This window comes from Bradyrhizobium sp. 134 (assembly GCF_023074155.1).
Taxonomy (GTDB): Bacteria; Pseudomonadota; Alphaproteobacteria; order Rhizobiales; family Xanthobacteraceae; genus Bradyrhizobium.
The window spans coordinates 439,265-458,253 of record NZ_JADPKX010000074.1; the positions used below are offsets into that span (position 1 = coordinate 439,265).

At 64.6% G+C, this 18,989-nt stretch carries 16 protein-coding genes; 7 read left to right on the forward strand and 9 right to left on the reverse strand.

Annotation, left to right across the window (positions count from 1 at the left end):
- Positions 1 to 127: 127 nt before the first annotated feature.
- Complete coding sequence (locus tag IVA75_RS32310; protein WP_018454112.1) at positions 128 to 784, reverse strand: glutathione S-transferase family protein; 657 nt, start codon at positions 782 to 784, stop codon at positions 128 to 130.
- A 172-nt stretch (positions 785 to 956) separates the two neighbouring features.
- On the opposite strand from IVA75_RS32310, the gene phaZ reads away from it, so the two are divergent.
- Positions 957 to 2,180: a polyhydroxyalkanoate depolymerase gene (gene phaZ, locus IVA75_RS32315; protein WP_027519727.1), complete on the forward strand. Its 1,224-nt coding sequence runs from the start codon at positions 957 to 959 to the stop codon at positions 2,178 to 2,180.
- Between the two features lie 114 nt (positions 2,181 to 2,294).
- Complete coding sequence (locus IVA75_RS32320; RefSeq protein WP_247287897.1) at positions 2,295 to 3,281, forward strand: catalase family peroxidase; 987 nt, start codon at positions 2,295 to 2,297, stop codon at positions 3,279 to 3,281.
- Here the strand turns inward: IVA75_RS32320 and IVA75_RS32325 are convergent.
- The 7 genes from IVA75_RS32325 to IVA75_RS32355 all read right to left on the reverse strand — a co-directional run bounded on the left by IVA75_RS32325 (position 3,229) and on the right by IVA75_RS32355 (position 12,198).
- Positions 3,229 to 4,155: an AraC family transcriptional regulator gene (locus tag IVA75_RS32325; RefSeq protein ID WP_247287896.1), complete on the reverse strand. Its 927-nt coding sequence runs from the start codon at positions 4,153 to 4,155 to the stop codon at positions 3,229 to 3,231. The genes IVA75_RS32320 and IVA75_RS32325 overlap by 53 nt on opposite strands.
- Before the next feature lie 290 nt (positions 4,156 to 4,445).
- Entirely contained in the window at positions 4,446 to 6,314 is a 1,869-nt protein-coding gene (locus IVA75_RS32330) for an ABC transporter ATP-binding protein (RefSeq protein ID WP_247287895.1), read from the reverse strand.
- 9 nt (positions 6,315 to 6,323) lie between these two features.
- On the reverse strand, positions 6,324 to 7,250 hold the full coding sequence (locus IVA75_RS32335) for a glyoxylate/hydroxypyruvate reductase A (protein ID WP_247287894.1): 927 nt from the start codon (positions 7,248 to 7,250) through the stop codon (positions 6,324 to 6,326).
- A 12-nt stretch (positions 7,251 to 7,262) separates the two neighbouring features.
- Positions 7,263 to 8,591 (reverse strand): FAD-binding oxidoreductase, encoded by a 1,329-nt coding sequence (locus tag IVA75_RS32340; protein ID WP_247287893.1) that lies wholly within the window; start codon positions 8,589 to 8,591, stop codon positions 7,263 to 7,265.
- Positions 8,592 to 8,649: 58 nt separating this feature from the next.
- Positions 8,650 to 9,525: an ABC transporter permease gene (locus tag IVA75_RS32345; RefSeq protein WP_247287891.1), complete on the reverse strand. Its 876-nt coding sequence runs from the start codon at positions 9,523 to 9,525 to the stop codon at positions 8,650 to 8,652.
- 3 nt (positions 9,526 to 9,528) lie between these two features.
- Positions 9,529 to 10,479 (reverse strand): ABC transporter permease, encoded by a 951-nt coding sequence (locus IVA75_RS32350; protein ID WP_247287889.1) that lies wholly within the window; start codon positions 10,477 to 10,479, stop codon positions 9,529 to 9,531.
- Between the two features lie 27 nt (positions 10,480 to 10,506).
- The gene (locus IVA75_RS32355) at positions 10,507 to 12,198 is read right to left on the reverse strand and encodes a peptide ABC transporter substrate-binding protein (protein WP_247287887.1); all 1,692 of its coding nucleotides are present in this window, start codon (positions 12,196 to 12,198) and stop codon (positions 10,507 to 10,509) included.
- A gap of 219 nt (positions 12,199 to 12,417) precedes the next feature.
- Between IVA75_RS32355 and IVA75_RS32360 the strand changes: the two genes are divergently transcribed.
- The 5 genes from IVA75_RS32360 (at position 12,418) to IVA75_RS32380 (ending at position 18,002) form a co-directional block, all read left to right on the forward strand.
- Positions 12,418 to 13,050 (forward strand): cupin domain-containing protein, encoded by a 633-nt coding sequence (locus IVA75_RS32360; RefSeq protein WP_027570599.1) that lies wholly within the window; start codon positions 12,418 to 12,420, stop codon positions 13,048 to 13,050.
- Between the two features lie 139 nt (positions 13,051 to 13,189).
- Entirely contained in the window at positions 13,190 to 15,031 is a 1,842-nt protein-coding gene (locus IVA75_RS32365) for an ATP-binding protein (RefSeq protein WP_247287885.1), read from the forward strand.
- 77 nt (positions 15,032 to 15,108) lie between these two features.
- Positions 15,109 to 15,558 (forward strand): cupin domain-containing protein, encoded by a 450-nt coding sequence (locus tag IVA75_RS32370; RefSeq protein WP_027570597.1) that lies wholly within the window; start codon positions 15,109 to 15,111, stop codon positions 15,556 to 15,558.
- Positions 15,559 to 15,599: 41 nt separating this feature from the next.
- The gene (locus tag IVA75_RS32375; protein WP_247287883.1) at positions 15,600 to 16,673 is read left to right on the forward strand and encodes a hypothetical protein; all 1,074 of its coding nucleotides are present in this window, start codon (positions 15,600 to 15,602) and stop codon (positions 16,671 to 16,673) included.
- A 153-nt stretch (positions 16,674 to 16,826) separates the two neighbouring features.
- Positions 16,827 to 18,002, forward strand: a complete 1,176-nt coding sequence (locus IVA75_RS32380) for a beta-propeller fold lactonase family protein (protein ID WP_247287882.1) — start codon at positions 16,827 to 16,829, stop codon at positions 18,000 to 18,002.
- A gap of 36 nt (positions 18,003 to 18,038) precedes the next feature.
- Here IVA75_RS32380 and IVA75_RS32385 read toward each other — a convergent pair whose 3' ends face one another.
- Positions 18,039 to 18,857: an ABC transporter substrate-binding protein gene (locus IVA75_RS32385; protein WP_247287880.1), complete on the reverse strand. Its 819-nt coding sequence runs from the start codon at positions 18,855 to 18,857 to the stop codon at positions 18,039 to 18,041.
- Between the last annotated feature and the right edge of the window lie 132 nt (positions 18,858 to 18,989).

The following is an 18,989-nucleotide window of genomic DNA, read 5'->3' on the forward strand; positions in this document are numbered from 1 at the left end:
TATCTGCGCAGCGCCTGAGCGGGCCCGGCCCACCACGGGCGTCAAACGTTAACACCTTCAATGACATGACTGCGGGGGTGACGGTTGGATGCTCGCTCCCAAAACAGGCAGATAGCACCCGGCCTGCCTAATATTCGACCTCGAGCTCCTCGATCTCGGCCGGCTCATCCCGTGCCGCCGCGATCCATTCCTTCATCTCCGGCATGGCCATGATGGTATCGGCATAGGCCTGCAGTTGCGGCTCGAGCTTGACGTTGTAGGTCACGAAGCGCGTCACCACCGGGGCGTACATCGCATCAGCCATGGTGCGGGTCTCGCCGAACAGGAAGGGCCCGCCCGATTTGTCCAGGCAGTCGCGCCAGATCGCCCAGACGCGATCGATGTCGGCCTGCGCGCGCGACCAGATCTTGAAGCCGGGGAAGTGCCCCTTCAGGTTGACCGGCAGCGAGGCGCGCAAGGTGGTGAAGCCTGAATGGATTTCGCCACAGATCGAGCGGCAATGCGCGCGCTGAACGCGATCCGCGGGCAACAGCCCGGCATCCGGCATCGCCTCGTTGAGATATTCGGCGATCGCCAGCGTATCCCAGACGATCGCGCCGTCGTGCCGCAGGCACGGTACCAGGATCGAAGACGACAACAGCAGGATTTCGGCGCGCGCCGACGCGTCGTCCGGTGCGGTGACGATCTCCTCGAAATCGAGCCCGGAAAATTTCGTCAGCAGCCAGCCACGCAGCGACCAGGACGAATAGTTCTTGCTGCTGATGGTCAGTGTCGCCTTCGCCATGTGGCCTTCCCTCACGCCTGTGACTCGCACCCTGCCCGGACTCTGCGGGAGTGCGCACCGCCTGTGCTTCCCGCGAAAAGAGCAGCAAGCGACGTGCCAATCTTGAGAGCGGCCCATCCCGGGTTTGGCTTCGATATTGCATAACAGCACGGGGACAGGTGGGCGTTTCAGTATGATGTCGATGTATTATCAGGCCTTTCAGAACCATATGGACCTGACGGCGCCGTGGCGGTCGGGGGCCTCCTCCGCGCTCAAATTCCTCAATCTGGTGCCGCAGGGCTTGTCGGATCAGGTCGTCGGCCGTCTGTCGGCCGCGCTGGAGCTGATCTCCCGCTCCACCCTCACCTACCACCGCCCCGCCTACGGTATCGACAGCGTCATGGTCGGCAATCGCGAGGTCGCCGTGACCGAGGAGATCGCTTACGCGACCCCGTTCGGCTCGCTGCTGCGTTTCAAGAAGGAGGGCGTGGGCGAGCAGCCGCGCATGCTGCTGGTGGCCCCGATGTCCGGCCATTTCGCGACGCTGCTGCGCGGCACCGTGAAGACGCTGCTGCAGGATCACGATGTCTACATCACCGACTGGCACAATCCGCGCGACATTCCCCGCAGCGAGGGCCGTTTCGGGCTCGACGACTACACCGAGCATCTCATCGACTTCCTCGGCCAATTGGGCCCGCGCCCGCATATGGTCGCGATCTGCCAGCCCTCGGTCTCGGCGCTCGCGGCCGCCGCGATCATGTGCGAGGGCAACCATCCTTCGCGGCCGGCGACGCTGACGCTGATGGCCGGGCCGATCGACACGCGCATCCTGCCGACCAGGGTCAACGAATTCGCCAAGAGCAGGCCGATCGACTGGTTCGAGCAGAACCTGATCAACTACGTGCCGATGCAGTGCCGCGGTGCCTTGCGGAAAGTCTATCCCGGCTTCGTGCAGCTCACCGCCTTCGTCTCGATGAATCTCGAGCGCCACATCAAGCAGCACATCGATCTCGCCGATCACATCGCCAAGGGCGAGAAGGAGAAGGCGGCCAGCATCAAGACCTTCTACGACGAATATTTCGCCGTGATGGACCTGCCCGCGGAATTCTACATCGAGACCGTGCGCGACGTTTTCCAGGAGCATCTTCTGCCCCAGGGCAAGCTGATGCATCGGGGACGTCCGGTGGACACCAAGGCCGTCAGCCGCATGGGGCTGATGACGGTCGAGGGCGAGAAGGACGACATCTGCTCGATCGGCCAGACGCTGGCCGCGCAAGACCTCTGCACCGGCGTGCGCGCCTACCGCCGTGTGCACCACATGCAGGCCGGCGTCGGCCATTACGGCGTGTTCTCGGGCAAGCGCTGGAACAACGAGATCTACCCGCTGCTGCGGGATTTCGTGCACGTGAACTCCTGAAGCTCCGCCAAATTTCTTCAGCAGGATCGGACAAGGCAGCGCGGCTTTGGGAAAGACGCCGACCCTGCACCAAACCTAAAACACGGACATGCCGCTCCCGCCGGAGGCCAAGCCATGTCCGAATTGCCACCCCCTGCCGCCACTCCGGCCGCGATCGTCGACGCGCTCAAAACGGTCGCAGGCAATCCGCCGAAGGTGCGTGCGAGCTTCGCCAAGGGCCGATGCGTGCGCGGCACCTATGCCCCGTCCGACCGCGCCGCAGAGATCACGCGATCGCTGAGCTTCACCAAGCCCTCGCGCGTGCTGGCGCGCTTCTCCGTTGGCGGCGGCAATCCCGGGGTGACCGACACCAACAACCTCGTGCTGCGCGGCTTCAGCTTCAGGCTTGGCGACGACGCCCATCGCTCCGACATCCTGACCGAAACCGCTCCGGTGCATTTTGCACGGACGCTCGACCAGATGCTCGCCTTCCTCGAGGCGCGAATTCCGGGCGCGGACGGCGAGCCTGACATCGAGAAGGTCCGGGCTTTTTCCGCGGCCAATCCTGAAACGCTGAACCAGGCGAAGTACATCGCGGCGCGCCGGCTGCCCGGCAGTTTTTCCGGCACGACCTATTGGGGCGTGCACGCCTTTCCCGCGACGAACGCGAAGGGCGAGACCCGCTTTATCAAGTTCAAGGTCGCGCCTGTCGGCGGCGACGTCGCCTTGAGCGAAGACGAAGCCAGGACAAAGTCGGTCGATTTCCTGCATGACGATCTCGCGCGAAGGATCGCAGCCGGCGACGTCCGCTTCAACGTGATGGCCTTGCTCGACCGCCCCGACGATCCCACCATGGACGTGACCCTGCGATGGCCGGACGAGGACAACCGTGAACAGGTGCGGCTCGGGACCATCGTCATCACCAGCCTCGAGGCCAATGAGGCCTGCGACGGCTCCATCTTCAATCCGGCCAATCTTGCCGACGGCATCGGCCATCCGCCGGACGAGATCTTTGCGGCGCGCCGCGCGCCGCACGGCCTACACCTATTCGCTGGAAACGCGGCGCTGACTAGATCTTTTCCCGTCCGCCATCCGTTTCGCGGCGCCACGCGCCCGGACTGACGCCGACCATGGACGAGAACACCCGGGTGAAATGGCTCTGATTGGCAAATCCGGCCGAGATGGCAATCTCGGACAACGGCAGGTCGCGGACTGTCATCAGTTGCTTGGCCGCCTTGACGCGTTGCTGGAGCAGCCATTGATGCGGCGGCAGGCCCGTGGATATCCGGAATGCGCGTGAGAAGTGGCTGACTGACAGGCCAAGCTCGGTCGCGATCAGCTGTAGCGCGATCTTGCCCGAGAGGTCGGAATCGAGCCGGTCACACGCACGCTTCACCTGCCATGGCGCGAGACCGCCGCGGGTTGGTTCTGCGGCTGGCTCCAGCCCGCCATAGGTCTGGGCGACATGGGCGGTGAGCGCGAGCATCATGTGATCGACGAAAAGCTGGTTGGTCTCGTCGGGCCGACACAGCCCTTGCCGCAACGAGGCACCGACATGTCGAACGACCTCGTCGTCATGACCGACACCGGGCTCGTAGCTGAGTTCGCCAACGCGCGGTCCGTCCGGTTGCCTGGCAATGCCGTTGAGCGCCGAGCGCGGCAAATAGAAGAAGAGCGAGTGAAACGGCTTGTCGATCACATAGCGCGGGTCGCGCTTGAGGTCGTACAGATAGGTCGCACCTGCGCGAACATCCGCCTTGGTGACACAGCGGCCCTCCTCCCAGCATTCGCAATCCGGATAGTCGCGGAGTTTCAGGCTGAGGAGATAGGCATCTTCCGCAGCCAGCGAGCCGGAAATATCCGGTGTCGGATCGTCGTTGCGGACTTCGGTGACCGCGAGCTCGGCGCTGTGCAGCGAACGCGTGATCAGAACCGGTGCTTGCTTCGAGCGAAGGCCCTGCCCGAGCCTCTGCCCGTAGACGCCTGCTTGGGTCATTTTAGTAAATCCATCCGTAAAGGCACGTCTTCGCCAGCCTTCCCGATGTCCGCGCATTATCGGAGCTCGCCGGCCGACGGTCCAGCTGCAGCGCATAGCACGAAGCTGGCGCGGTCGGCCCTCGCACCAGATTGCGCCGCGATGATTTCATTGTGATTTCAGCGTGATGTCACAGGCCCGGCAGGGCGAAGGACAACACCGTTGACCTGCCCGACAGATTGCTGCGCGATTCCATCGTGCATTTTGGAAATGATGGATAGACAGAGCCTTGCGCTCACAGTCTGCGCACGTCAGTTGGACCATTCCTCGCCCCAGGCCTGGACGACATGGCCCGGCGACACCTCGCGATATTGCCGAACGGGCGGCTGGTAGTCGGGCGCGCGCACCGGGCTTCTGATCTCGTCGTTCGCTACCTCGCGCCTGGTGCCGCGGCGCGATGGATCGGGCACCGGCACGGCCGCCATCAGCTTCTTCGTATAGGGATGCTGCGGATTGCCGAACAGGGCCGCGCGCGGACCGGTCTCGACGATCTCGCCGAGATACATCACCGCGACGCGATGGCTCATTCGCTCGACCACCGCGATATCATGGGAAATGAAGAGATAGGCAAGCCCCATGCTGGCTTGAAGATCGAGCATCAGATTGACGACCTGCGCCTTGACCGAGACGTCGAGCGCCGAGACCGCTTCGTCCGCGACGATCAGCTTCGGTCCGAGCGCGAGCGCGCGGGCAATGCAGATGCGCTGGCGCTGGCCACCGGAGAATTCGTGCGGAAAGCGCGCGGCCATGTCAGCGGTGAGACCAACGCGAACTAGCAGGTCGGCGACCTTCTCCCGTGCCTGCGACGCCGTGGCGAGCCCGTTGGCGAGCAATGGGGCCGCAATCGCCGTTCCCACCGACATGCGGGGGTTGAGGCTCGCGAACGGATCCTGGAACACGATCTGCATCTGCTTGCGAAAGTCACGCAAGGTGCGGGCATTCATGGCCAGCACATCCTGCCCGTCGATCAGAACGGTGCCGCTGTCCGGCTCCGTCAGCTTGAGAATGGAGCGGCCCGTCGTCGATTTGCCGCAGCCCGATTCGCCGACCAGCGCAAGCGTCTCCCCGGCGCGCAAGGTGAAGGAGACGTTCTCGACCGCATGGACGCGGCCCGAGATCTTGCCGAACAGGCCCGAGCGAATTGGAAAGCGCGTCGTGAGGTTGGAGACTTCGAGCAGCGGTCGCTCGGCAATCGAAACCGTATCGGGCGTCTCCGCCGGCTCGTCCGAGGTCCCCGTTAGCTTGTCCACGATCGGAAAACGCATCGGCCGCGTCCGCCCATCCATCGAGCCGAGGCGTGGCACGGCCGCGAGCAGTGCCCTTGTATAAGGATGCGAAGGGGCTGCGAAGATACGCGATGTATGGTCGGTCTCCACCGCCTGGCCGCCATACATCACCACGGTGCGGTCCGCGATCTCGGCCACCACGCCCATGTCGTGGGTGATGAAGAGGATCGACATCTCCTCTTCCTGCTGAAGCTCCTTCAGGAGCTCCAGGATCTGGGCCTGGATCGTGACGTCGAGCGCGGTGGTCGGCTCGTCCGCGATCAGCAGCCTCGGCCTGCAGGCCAGTGCCATCGCGATCATCACGCGCTGGCGCATGCCGCCGGAGAAACGGTGCGGATGCTCGTGGAAGCGCGATTTCGCCGCAGGTATCCGCACGCGGTCGAGCAGGCGGACGGTCTCGACCTCCGCCGCGGCGCGCGACAGGCCGCGGTGCTGGATCAGTGCTTCCGCAATTTGGAAGCCGATGGTCAGCACCGGATTGAGGCTCGTCATCGGCTCCTGGAAGATCATGGCGATGTCGTTGCCACGAACATCCTTCATGCTCGCTTCGGGCAGCGTCAGCAGGTCGCGACCGGCAAGCCGGACGCTGCCTTCGACGCGGCCGTTCTCCTTCGGAATGAGCCGCATGATCGAGAGCGCGGTGACGCTCTTGCCCGAACCTGACTCGCCGACGATCGCAACGGTTTCCCCCGAGGCAATATCGAACGACACGTCGCGGACGACGGGACTCCATTCCCGCTCACGTAGGAAGGACGTCGTCAGGCCGGAAACCGACAGCACCGGCGACGGCGCGTTGGCAGCGACTTGATCAGCTCCGCTTGCGCCCACGCTCATGCCGGTGTCCTAGTAGCCACGACTACGATCGACACGCCCAGGCAGCTCCTCGCCGCGGCGGTGGCGCGCGATCACGTCCAGCACGAAATCGACCGCCGTATCCGGCGTAGTCATGCTGGCATTGTGCGGCGTGAGCAGGATGCGCGGGTGGCTCCAGAAAGGATGCCCCGCAGGCAGCGGCTCCGGCTCGGCGACATCGAGGACAGCACCCGACAATGCGCCGCTGTCGAGCGCCGCGAGAAAGTCGACTTCGACCAGATGCGGGCCACGCCCGACGTTGACGAGCGACGCGCCGCGCGGCAGGCGCGCGAACAAGTCCGCATTCAGGATGCCCCGGGTCTGATCGGTCAGAGGTAGGAGGCAGACGAGAATGTCGGTCTGCGCAAGAAAATCCGGCAACGTCTCCATGCCCGCGTAACAGGTGACGCCGTCGATCTCGCGGAGTGAGCGGTTCCAGCCGAGAAGCGGAAAGCCGAACGCCGTGAGGCGTTCGAGCACGGCCTGGCCGAGCAGGCCAAGACCCATCACGCCGACGCGACGACGTTTGGCCGGCGTGATCCGGATCTCGCGCCAGACCTGCGCCTTCTGCTGGCCGATGAAGTGCAGGAGATCACGATGCAGGGCGAGCACCGCCATGGTGACGTATTCCACCATAGTCTCGGCGATGCCGGGCTCCAGCATGCGAACCAGCGGAATGTGCGGCGGAACTTTTGACGCGTCGAACTGGTCCACACCCGCACCGACCGAGAAGACGAGCTCGAGATTTGGGAAGGTCGTCGCGATGTCGTCCGGCGGCACCCACGCCACGAGATAGCGGACGTCGGCGGGATCGCCGATGTCGGGCCAGAGCCGGAACGGCACATCGGGCGCGCGCTCGGCGAAGAAGCCCGCCCACTCAGCGCCGCGAACCATGTTGGCTTTGTACAGAACCGTCATGCCACCAAACCCTCAGAACGGGCTGACCGGTGCGAGCCGGCGGCCATCGATCAGGCGCCTGTGGCTGTAGGCCGCGGGATCGACCAGCGGCGTCGCGCCCGTCACGATGTCGGCGGCGAGCTTGCCGGCTGCAGGACCGATGCCAAAGCCATGGCCGGAGAAGCCGGTGGCCAGGAAGAAGCCGGGCATGGCGTCGACCGACGAGATGACCGGAATGGTATCCGGCGTGCAGTCGATCGTCCCGCCCCAGGCTTCCGCGATCTCGATGTCCTTCAATTCAGGGTTCGACTTGATCAGCGAAGCCAGCGCGGCATTGACCAGCGACATGTCAGGCGCGGGATCGCGCACCCGCTCGGTCTCGAACGGCGACGGCTTATCCAAGCTCCAGTTCGTGCCCCGCATGAGCTGGTCGAAGAAGGATTTGCCGAACGACAGTTTCAACCCGTTCTTGCGATGACGATAGGTCGGCCAGAAGGTCCGCGCGTAGCGGAACAGATCGGGCGACAGTTCGACCGTGCCGCGATTGCGCAACGCCAGCGTAAAGCCGCCGTCGAGCCGGCGGCGGATGCAATAGAAGTCGGTGCCGAGCGCGCCGGAGGTGATCTCCGGCCCCGGCGTGGTCCGGCATGCGGTGGCGTTGACGAGACCGATCGGCAGCTCGATGCCGTGGCGTCGGCAGAACAGCGACGACCAGGCACCGCCCGACAGCAGCACTGATTGCGTGCGAATGGTACCATTCTCGGTGACGACGGCGCTCACCCGTCCGCCTTGCGTCTCCAACCCACGCGCGGCGCAGCCCTGGTGAATGGTGACGCCGTGTTTTCGCGCGGCGGTCGCAAGCGCGGGCACAGCCATCGACGGCTCGGCGCGCCCGTCGCTGGGCGTGTGCAGGCCGCCGACCCATGTCTCGGAATTGTCGGGCAGACGCTCGGCGACCTCGGCCGGCGTCAGGACGGTCGAGTGCACCTGCATCTCGCGCGCCGTTGCGGCCCATCGCTCCCAACTCGCGAGCTCATCCTTGCTCTTGGTCAGGAACAGCACGCCGGTGCGGCGGAAGCCGGCATCGACGCCGGCATCGTTCTGCATGTCCTCCCACAGGCGCAGCGCCTCGCGGGCCAGCGGGATCTCCTCACGCGCGCGACCCTGCTGGCGGCACCAGCCCCAATTGCGGCTCGACTGCTCGCCGCCGACATGGCCCTTCTCGATCAGGGCGACGGAGAGGCCCTTCTTCGCGAGATGATAGGCCGCGGAAACGCCGATGACGCCGCCGCCGATGACGACGACATCCACCTGCGCCGGCAGGCGCTCGTCACTGTTTATACGGGTGAGCGGCGGGGACATGGGACACTCCAGATATTCAGTTCGATCGAGACAGCTCGGCTCGTCGCCAGTTTGCAGATCATGGGATGTTCATCCGCGGGTCGAGCGCGTCGCGCAAGCCGTCGCCGAGGAAGTTGAAGCTCGTCACCGCCAGCGTGATTGCAAGGCCCGGCGCAATCGCGAGCCAGGGCGCGCTGGTGAGATAGATCTGTGCGTTGTTGAGCATGTTGCCGAGGCTCGCGGCCGGCGGCTGGATGCCGTAACCGAGATAGCTGAGATAGGATTCCAGCAGAATTGCCTTGGCGACGTTCAGCGTCGCCGCCACCACGATCGGCGCAATCGCATTCGGTACGAGCTCGCGGAACATGATCCGCAGGTTCGACGAGCCGAACGCGAGTGCAGCAACCGCAAACTCGCGTTCCCGCAGCGAGCGCACCTGGGCCTCGACGACGCGGGCCACCCACATCCAGGCGGTTGCCGCGATCAGCACCGTGGTGGTGACGAAGCCGGGCTCGATGAGCGCCGCGAGCGCAAGCAGCAGGAAGATGGTCGGAAAGCACAGCATCGCATCGACGAGCCGCATCAGCACCGCGCCGACCACGCCGCCATAGAAGCCGGCGAAGGCGCCGACGACGATGCCAACCGCCATCGCCATCACCATCGCGACGAAGCCGATCGACAGCGAGACACGCGCGCCCATCATCAGCCGCGCCAGCACGTCGCGGCCGAGCTCGTCGGTGCCGAGGATGTGCGCGCCCGACAGCGGCGGTGCGAACCGCTTCATGATGTCGATATAGGTGTCGTCGAACGGCAGGAGGTATGGGCCGAATGCCGCAGCGAGGATGAGAAGCAGAATGATCAACGCGCCCGCGAGCGCGAGCCGGTGCCGGCGGAAGCGCCGCCAGGCGGCCAGGCCCGGCGCGAGCTGAACGGTCGTGAGGGCTGCGCTCGTCATCGCCTAGCCCACCCGGATGCGCGGATCGACGACGGCATAGAGGATGTCGGCGAGCAGCGATCCGATCAGCACCATGATCGCCGAGAACATCAGGATGCCCATCACCACCGGATAGTCGCGGTAGCCGATGGAATCGAGGAACAGCCGGCCCATGCCGGGCCAGGTGAATACGGTCTCGGCGACCAGCGCACCACCGAGCAGCGTCGGAAACTGAAGGCCGCCCACCGTGATCATCGGCAGCAGCGCGTTGCGCAAGGCGTGAACGGTAAGGATTCGCCATTCCGGCATGCCCTTGGCGCGCGCGGTGCGGATGTAGTCCTGGTTGATGACTTCGAGCATCGAGGAGCGCATGAAGCGGCCCCACATCGCGGTCTCGACCAGCGCCAGCACCAGCGCCGGCGCAATGAGATGATGAAGCAGATCGAGCGGCGAGCCGTCGCCGACGGTCTGCCGGTTGCCCGCCGGCAGCCAGCCGAGCTTCACCGAGAAGACGTAGATGGTAACGAGGCCGAACCAGAAGGTCGGGATGGACAGCGCGATCATGGCGCCGACGGTCGCCAGCGAATCGAACAGCGAATAGCGGCGCAGCGCACCGAGCACACCGATCCAGCAGCCGAGCAGGACCGCGATGATGGTCGCAGTCGCCATCAGTTCCAGCGTGGCGCCAAGATGCGAGGAGATCACCGCCAGCACCGGCTCGCCGTCGCGATACGAGCGGCCCCAATCGCCCCTCAGCATCCGGCCGAACCAGTCGAGATACTGGATCGGCAGCGAACGATCGAGGCCGAGCTGCCTGGTGACGCGATCGAGATCCTCCTGCGTCATCTGCGCGGACGCCGCGAATTGCGAGAGCGGGCCGCCCGGCGCCAGATGCAGGATGGCGAAGCCGATCGCGGACACGATCACCAGCAACATGATCGCCTGCGCCAGGCGATTGGCGACGTAACCGGCCATCTCAGGCGATCTCGCGCACCTGAACCATCAGGCCCAATACCATTCGCGGATGTTCCAGCAGTTGATCGACATGTTGATGTTGGGGCGGAAACCCTGGAGTCCTTCCTTCACGCCTTCGGCAATGAAGCCCTGGAACAGCGGCAGGATCGCGAGGTCGTCGCGGATGAGCTTCTGCAGATTGCCATAGGTCGTCTTGCGCTGCGCCAGATCGAACTGCTTGGCACCTTCTGCGAGAAGTCGATCCGCCTCCGGGTTGCGATACTGATAGGTGTTGTAGCCGCGGCCACCCTTGGCAGGAATGGCGCCGGAGCCGAAGCGGGGCGTCACATCGGGGTCGCTGCCGAGCATGAAATTCACCCCCACGATCACCGAGTTGAATTTCGATTGCTGCCAGAAGTCGCCCCAGATCACCGCGGCCGGCATGTTGTTGACGCGCATCGCGGCACCGATTGCGCGCCAGTCCTGGATCAGCAACTGCTGGGTCTGCTCGCGCACCGCATTGCCCGACGTCGTTGAATTGGTGAATTCGAGCTTGACGCCGCCTTTCTCGCGCACCCCGCCGGCGCCGCGAACCCAACCGGCCGCATCGAGCAGCGTGTTGGCCTTGGCTGGATCGTATTTGTGCTGCGGCAGTCCCTTCTGGAACGACCAGGCCTGTTGCGGCACGAAGCTTTCGGTCTGCCTCGGCAAGCCGTAGTTCAGCGCGTCGATAATCGCCTGCTTGTTGATCGCGAGATACAGCGCCTCGCGCACGGTGCGGTCCGCCAACGCGCCGAACTCCAGATTGGGCGCGATGTGCTCCACCGACGACGTCGAGGAGACGAAGATCTTGCGGCCCTTCAGCGTCTTCGCCTCCTGCACGAAGTTTGGCAGAATGCCTTGCAGGCCGGTGTAGTCGACCTGGCCGGTGCGGAACTGGGTGTAGAGGACGGTGAGATCGGGAATGTATTTGAACACCACGCGTTCGACGTACGGCCCCTTGCCGTGATAGCCGGTGTGAGCATTCAACTGAATGTGGTCGCCCGGCACGCGCTCGCCCCAGCGGAACGGTCCGGTGCCGACGGGCGCGTTGTGGAACGGCGAGGCGTTCGGATCGGTCACCTTCTCCAGGATGTGCTTGGGCACGATAAAGGTCAGCGATCCCAGGATCGACATGTAGGGCGAATAGGGAGCTTCCATGCGCCAGTGAATCTCGTCGGGCGCGACGACCTTGATGTCTTTCACGAGGCTATGGCCGACGCGGCTGCGCGCGCGGAAATCGGGATTGTTGATCAGCTCGAGCGAGAACTTGACGTCGTCGGCCGTGAACGGCGTGCCGTCGTGCCATTTCACGTCGCTGCGGAGCTTGATCTTCCAGGTCAGGCCGTCGGCCGACAGGCCGCCGTTCTCGAGGGTCGGGACTTCGCGGGCGAGGTCGGGAACGAACTGGCCGTCGGGATCGATGAACCAGAGCGGCGAGAACACCTGCCACCAGATGCCCTGATCGACTTCGATGCCCGGCATCAGGGGATGAAAGACCGTCGGCTCCTGCGACAGCGCCGCGATCACCTGCCCGCGCGGCTTGTCGGGCGGATTGGTCGGGCGTTCGGTCTGCGCGAATGCGTTGCCTGAAAGCGTCCATCCCGCCGCGGCGCCCGCGCCGAGCTGGAATATCTGACGGCGATTCGGATTGCCGAGATGCAGTGCCCCAACGCCGAACTTCCCGGTGTCGTCCGCCATGACCACTCTCCGTTGTCGCACGCGGCACCGTCTCCCGCGCCCCGAGATCCCCGGCAAAGGGACAGGAGTGGGCTTTAGTGCTTCTAAATTTTTCTATCAAAAGTTCATCACGACTAAATACAGCTGTCAATCGCATTGCTAGGATGCGCGACCTTTTCACTTCGACTGAAGCTCCAGACCGTCGTTGTCCGGGGCTGAGATGATGCACGGGAGAGCGACATGGATGGTCGCGGCGAGATCAGCGATCCGAAGGATGCCCCGGCGACCGAGGCCGACGATGCCGTCGACCAGCGCCTGGGCGAGACCGTGCGGCTGCTGCGGCAGCGTGCGGGCCTTTCGATCCAGGACGTTGCTAACAAGACCGGCCTCTCCAACGGCATGATCAGCCAGCTCGAACGCGCGCGTGCCATGCCGTCGATACGGACGTTGCGCCTGCTCAGCATCGCGCTCGACGTTCCTATCTCCTATTTCTTCGAGACCACCGATCCCGCCGATGTGCAGCGCTACATCGTGCGCAAGAACAGCCGGCGTCTGCTGCGGCTCACCGCCAGCGGTGTCGTCAAGGAGGCCTTGACGCCGGCAGACAAAGGCCAGCTCGAACTCTACGAGCTCACGCTCAATCCCGGCGCCTCGTCCGGCACCGACTTCCTGCAGCACACCGGCGAGAAGGCGGGCTATATCCTCTCGGGAAGCCTGCGGCTGTGGCTCGACAACCAGGCCCATCTGCTCGAGGCCGGCGACAGCTTTCGCTTTCCGAGCATCGTGCCGCACATGTTCGACAACCCGACCCAGCAGACGGCCCGCGTGATCTGGGTGACCACGCTGCGCCAGACCGATTCGCCGGCAGGTTGAAGCGCCGCCAACCCGGCACCACCGCAAATTGCCCCTCGACGCCGCCGCGCGGAATCTGTAGCTCACATCTGTAGCTGACGTGGAGCCGGACATTGACAGGGCGGCCACGGGGCCGCGACTGACGCGTTGGTGTGAGACCATGAAACTCAGGGGGCTTCTGACACTCGCGATGGCCGCGCAGGTCATCGTGACCGCGGCGGCTCTCCTCGTCTCCTATGCCGCGACCGGAACCGGGTTCGGCATTGCCCAGATCGTCGCCCTGCTCGCAAGCGGCGCCATTGCGGTCCTGCTCGCTCGTCTGTGCACGCGCGCGATCGAAACCGCGCAGGAAAAACGCGCCGCCGCGCTACTGGCCGAGCAGGCGCAGGCCAGCGCGCAGATGACGCAAGCCGTCATCAAGACCGCGCTCGACGCCTTCATTCAGACCGACCAGAGCGGCACCGTGCTGGAATGGAGTCTTCAGGCCGAGGCCCTGACTGGATGGACGCGCAAGGAGGCGCTCGGCACCGACGTCGTCAACCTCCTCATCGCCGAGCCGCTGCGCGACGGCTTCAGGCAACGCATGATGCGGCTGCTGCCGGAATTGTCGGATACGCCGATCGGCATCCGGTTCGAAGCGACCCTGCTGCACCGGGACGGCGACGAGATCCTGATCGAGGCCTCCAGCACGGCGCTCCGCATCGGGGGGCGCACCCTCATCAACAATTTCGTCAAGGACGTCACCCAGAAGCGCGCCGCCGCGGAGCAGCTGATCCAGGCCCAGAAGATGGAGGCGATCGGCCAGCTCACCGGCGGCATCGCGCACGAATTCAACAACATGCTCACCGTGATCACGGGCACGATCGAGATCCTCGCCGACGCCGTGAAGGACAATCCGCCGCTTGCGACCATCACCAAGCTGATCAGCGACGCCGCCGACCGCGGCGCCGCGCTGACGTCGAGCCTGTTGTCCTTTGCCCGCAAGCAGGCGCTCAAGCCGGCCGAGAGCGATGTCAACGAACTGCTCGAAGAGCTCGCAAAGCTGCTTCGGGCAACCTTCGACAAGAAGATCGAGATCGTGACCCGGCACGACGGCAACATCTGGCTCGCCCTCGTCGATCGCGGCCAATTGAGCTCGGCACTTCTCAACCTCGCGATCAACGCCCGCGACGCGATGCTGGACAGCGGCAGACTGACGTTGACGACGCGCAACGTCGTGTTCGGCGTCCGCGAGGCCATGGCGGTCGGGGCCGGCTATGCCGGCGACTATGTCGAGATCGAGATAGCCGACACCGGCACCGGCATTCCGCCGGCCATTCTCGAGCGGATCTTCGATCCCTTCTTCTCGACCAAGGACGTCGGCAAGGGCACGGGGCTTGGGCTCAGCATGGTGTTCGGATTCATCAAGCAGTCCGGCGGCGGCATCAAGGTCGCTTCCGAAGAAGGACGCGGCACGATTTTCACGATCTACCTGCCGAAGGCGGAGGCGAGCACGCTTCGCCCGACCGGCTATGACGAGCGCAAGGTCGTGGGCGGGACGGAAACCATCCTTTGTGTCGAGGACGACCGCGACGTCCGCCAGTACGTTACAGTCCAGCTCGAAAGCCTCGGCTACAAGGTCATCCCGGCCGCCAATGCGGCCGAGGCACTCGCCATCGCGGCCGAGGGCACGCCCTTCGACCTGCTCTTCACCGACATCGTGATGGCCGGCAGCTTGAATGGACGAGAGCTCGCCGACGAGATGGTGGCAGCGCGCCCCTCGCTGCGGGTGCTGTTCACGTCGGGCTATGCCTACGACGCTCCGCATGCGCAGGGACGCGCCACCAAGGGCGCGCCGCTTCTGACAAAGCCCTATCGGAAGGCCGAACTCGCGCGCATGCTGCGCCGCTCTCTCGACACCGCCGTCGACGCGGTTGGCGATCCGATCCCGACGCCCTATTCGGTGCAGGCCGATCTCGAAGGCTTTCTGCGCAGGCAGGCCGCTGAACGCGACAGGCGTTAGGGCGCGTCTTGCGCATGGACAGCGCATGGCTGCTGCGCAACACTCCGTGTCAGTTACAATCCCATTGGAGGCGACCCATGACGTCACTCGAAAAAGGCATCACCGCGAACGGTACGGGCTATGGCGGCAAGACCTGGAACATCCTCGGCCAGGTCTACTTCCCCAAGGCCGTCACCGAGTCCACTTTCGCGTTCGAGACCAACAGCGATCCCGGCCAGTTCGTGCCGGTGCACATCCATCCGACCCAGGACGAATTCATCCTGGTGCAGGAAGGCACGCTCGACCTCAAGCTCGACGGCAAATGGGTCAAGGCCCACGCCGGCGACCTCGTGCGCCTGCCGCGCGGCATCCCGCACGGCTATTTCAACAAATCCGACAAACCGGCCCGTGCGTTGTTCTGGGTCTCGCCGATGCAGAAACTGGAGGCGCTGTTCAATCAGCTCCATGACCTGACCGACCCGGCCGAGGTCGTGCGCATCTCGGCGCTGCACGAGGTCGACTTCCTGCCGCCCGAAGCCAACGACTAGGCTACGATCCCCCGACCGACGAATCGTTGGGGGAACCGGCCATGCCTGCACGACGTCAACTCCTCGCAATCATCGCGGCGCTTGGGCTGCTCCTTACGACGCTGGTCCCGTGCCGGGCGCAAACGCTCACTGCCAGGCAATCGGAGGCGGTTGCGAACTACGAGCGTGCGCTCGGCGACTTCAAGGCGATTCTGGCCGAGCGGCGCCGCCAGATCGACGCCAAGCAGCCGCTGCCGAATCTGCCGGGCCAGGCGCTGTATCTGGCACGCGTCGCCGTGATCAGTGCTTACAAGGATCTCACCGACGCCATGCCGTCGCGGATCGGCAGGCCCAACAAGTTCGAGATACCTCCGGCCTATTTCGATGCCGACATCGAGCCGCTGGTCGACGAATACTCAAAGCTGTTCGAGATCATGGAGGCGCCGCCGGCCGGGGCGCAGAACTCGGCGACGCCGTTCAAGGACGTGGTCGATCTCGCGGTCGCGATCGCGCGCGCCAAGGGGCTGGCGCCTGACCACGCCGAAGCCGCGGGCCGGATCAGCCTCGGGCTGTTCTTCGCTGAGACCAATGGCAAGCAGAACGTCCGCAACGGGCGCTCGAACACCTATATGGGCAGCTTCCAGACCGGCCCATCCGAGGACCGCAACGGCCGCAGGAAATGGGAGACCATCAAGGCCGAGATCGCGGCCGCCGATCCCGGGTTGAGCGCGCGCGACGACAAGGAGGAGGCGCGCGCCCGCGGCACCGATCATCGCTTCAATCACTGGACCAACGTGCGCGACGGCCTGATGAACGCGCATGCGGATGTTTTCCGGGAGATCCCGGGAATCGTGAAGACGCTGCCCGACCCGATCGACCAGATGAAGCTGTTCGAGCTGATCCAGATCGTTCCTACGCCGACGCGGTCGGCGCTCAAGTCCGGCGATCTCCTGAACTACAGGGTGTCCAGTCCGACGATCATGAAGCACCTGCGCAACAACAGCATCTTCGCATTCGGACAGGCCGACCGGGCGCGCACCTCGGCAAGCTTCCGGGAAATCCTTGGCGCGATGTGGCTGTTCAAGCGAAAGTTCGAGAAGGCGATGGCGAAATATGCGGAGATCAAGCCGCGTTGAGGGGCGTCGCCGCGTGGCACGCGGGTGAGAGCTAGCTCCCGCCTTGTAGCCGTCCGTCGGCGTCTTCAAAGGCAAACGGTCGCCGCCTGGTCATTGCGTCCTGCGCCCGGTGCATTTAGCTTCTCCGGACAAGAACAAATCTCGGGGGGACACATGACAGCCGCTCTTCGCAAGCGCACGCACCGTGCCGCATGGGCCTTGATCTCAACATCGCTGGCCGGCCTGGCCAATTTCGCCGCGCATGCCGAGATCGTCGTCACGGCCAATGACGGCAAGATGGTGCTCGAGAACGGCAGCGCCGTGGTGCGCAAGCAGCCGCTGCCGGACACGGTGAGCGTCATCGACTTCACCGAGGGTGCCTTGAAACTTCTCGGCGAAGTGCCCGCCCCGGCCAGCGTCGTCGGCCCGCCTCCGAGCGTGGCCATTGCGCCGGATGGCGCGTTCGCCCTCGTCACCGGCGCGATGAAGCTCGATCCTGCGGATCCGGCCAAGACGGTGCCCGACGACAAGCTCTCGGTCATCGACCTGAAATCCGTACCCCCCAAAGTGCTGGCGACCTTGCAAGCAGGCGCCGGCGCTGCCGGCGTTTCGATCAACCGTGCGGGCACGCTGGCACTGGTTGCGAACCGCAGCGAAGGCACGGTCTCGGTCTTCACGATCAGCGGGAGCACGCTTGCGGCGGCAGGCAAGATCCAGCTCGGCGACGCCAAATCAGGACCCAGCCACGCCGTCTTTTCCCATGACGGCGCGACCGCGCTGGTCACGCGCGACGGAGACAGCAAGATCTCGCTTCTGACTGTGGACGGGAGCAAGGTCGAGTACGCCAAGCGCGATCTCTCCGCGGGCATCCGCCCCTACGACATCGACCTCACCGGCAGCGCCGCCGCCATCGTCGGCAATGTCGGCGCCAGCAGCGGCGACAACGACACGATCAGCCTGATCGACATGACGGCGAAACCGGTCCGCGTCGTCACGACGGTGAGCATCGGCCAGACGCCGGAAGCCGTGAAGATGTCCCCGGACGGCAGCCATGTGGCCGTGACCGTCATGAACGGCTCGAACAAGCCGCCGGCCTCGCCGTTCTTCAACGATTTCGGCCTGCTCAAGGTCTACAAGATTTCGGGCACTGACCTTACGCCGGTGACGGAAGCCAAGATCGGCCATTGGTGCCAGGGCATGGTGTGGTCCAAGGACTCCAAATATGTCGTGGCCCAGTGCATGGTCGAAAACGAGCTGATCGCCTTCTCGTTCGACGGCAAGGCGCTGAACAAGACATCCACGCTCAAGATGCAAGTGAGCCCCGCGGGCATCCGCACCGCGGAGCCGTAGGGCCGGAGCGCGGCGCAGCCATCCTGCGCCGCCGTCTTATTCGGTGCGGATCGGCGTGTCCTTCAGGCCGTTGTTGTCATAGGCCTTGCGCAAGGTGCCGTTCGTCACCGCCTCGTTCATGAACTTGGCGACGAAGGTCAGCGCTTGGGGACGGCCGAGCGGCACAGCGACCGCGGTGACAGTCTTCTTGAAGGTCTCGTCGAGCACGCGCGTGCCCGGAATCTTCTGCGCCATCTTGTTGAGCTGATCGCGCGACAGCGCGAAGGCATCGATCTCGCCGTTCTTCAGGAGGCCGAAGATCTCGTCGTAGGTCTGATAGCCCGTGACCTTCGCGTTCTTCAGATGCGCGACCGCGCCGCGCATCGTGGTCGTGGCGTTGACGGCCGCGACCTTGATGCCGGGCTGGTCGAGCGTGGCGAAATTGGTCACGTTCGAACCGGCCTTGACGATATAGGTGGCGTCCGCGACCTCGTAGATCGGGCCGAACATCATCCTGGTCTCGCGCTCGGGATCCTTGGGGAGCCAGGTGACGTCCCAAGCACCTTTTTCGAGAGTGCCTTTCGACGCCGCATCGGTGATCTGGCCGGAATTCTGGTGCACGACATATTCGACGGGCACGCCGAGCTGGGCGGCCATCTCACTGCCGAGATCGACGGGCACGCCGGCATAACCGGCTTCGGTCTTGGTAGACCAGAATGCACCGCCCGCCGGGCTGATTGCGATCGCGACCCGCAGCTTGCCGGTCGGCGCGATCTCGTCCTTCAGACCATCTGCTAGCGCGGGCATGATGACGGCCGCGGCGAGAACGAGGCCGGCAAGGACCGACTTAAGGACCGACTGGAGAGACGTGGGCATGTCATGATCTCCCGACCTTTTCTTCCTTTATTCTTCTCTTGTTCGTCCCGAACGCTTCGCGCGTCGTCGCTCGGCCTTTGAGATAATTGTGGTCGATCGTGCGCGCGATGAAAAGCGATTTGTCATGACAAA

Bases quoted from the DNA above. Each gene is read 5' to 3' on its own strand.
- IVA75_RS32310 (WP_018454112.1), bottom strand. From the start codon at position 784: ATGGCGAAGGCGACACTGACCATCAGCAGCAAGAACTATTCGTCCTGG.
- phaZ (WP_027519727.1), top strand. From the start codon at position 957: ATGATGTCGATGTATTATCAGGCCTTTCAGAACCATATGGACCTGACG.
- IVA75_RS32320 (WP_247287897.1), top strand. From the start codon at position 2,295: ATGTCCGAATTGCCACCCCCTGCCGCCACTCCGGCCGCGATCGTCGAC.
- IVA75_RS32325 (WP_247287896.1), bottom strand. From the start codon at position 4,155: ATGACCCAAGCAGGCGTCTACGGGCAGAGGCTCGGGCAGGGCCTTCGC.
- IVA75_RS32330 (WP_247287895.1), bottom strand. From the start codon at position 6,314: ATGAGCGTGGGCGCAAGCGGAGCTGATCAAGTCGCTGCCAACGCGCCG.
- IVA75_RS32335 (WP_247287894.1), bottom strand. From the start codon at position 7,250: ATGACGGTTCTGTACAAAGCCAACATGGTTCGCGGCGCTGAGTGGGCG.
- IVA75_RS32340 (WP_247287893.1), bottom strand. From the start codon at position 8,591: ATGTCCCCGCCGCTCACCCGTATAAACAGTGACGAGCGCCTGCCGGCG.
- IVA75_RS32345 (WP_247287891.1), bottom strand. From the start codon at position 9,525: ATGACGAGCGCAGCCCTCACGACCGTTCAGCTCGCGCCGGGCCTGGCC.
- IVA75_RS32350 (WP_247287889.1), bottom strand. From the start codon at position 10,479: ATGGCCGGTTACGTCGCCAATCGCCTGGCGCAGGCGATCATGTTGCTG.
- IVA75_RS32355 (WP_247287887.1), bottom strand. From the start codon at position 12,198: ATGGCGGACGACACCGGGAAGTTCGGCGTTGGGGCACTGCATCTCGGC.
- IVA75_RS32360 (WP_027570599.1), top strand. From the start codon at position 12,418: ATGGATGGTCGCGGCGAGATCAGCGATCCGAAGGATGCCCCGGCGACC.
- IVA75_RS32365 (WP_247287885.1), top strand. From the start codon at position 13,190: ATGAAACTCAGGGGGCTTCTGACACTCGCGATGGCCGCGCAGGTCATC.
- IVA75_RS32370 (WP_027570597.1), top strand. From the start codon at position 15,109: ATGACGTCACTCGAAAAAGGCATCACCGCGAACGGTACGGGCTATGGC.
- IVA75_RS32375 (WP_247287883.1), top strand. From the start codon at position 15,600: ATGCCTGCACGACGTCAACTCCTCGCAATCATCGCGGCGCTTGGGCTG.
- IVA75_RS32380 (WP_247287882.1), top strand. From the start codon at position 16,827: ATGACAGCCGCTCTTCGCAAGCGCACGCACCGTGCCGCATGGGCCTTG.
- IVA75_RS32385 (WP_247287880.1), bottom strand. From the start codon at position 18,857: ATGCCCACGTCTCTCCAGTCGGTCCTTAAGTCGGTCCTTGCCGGCCTC.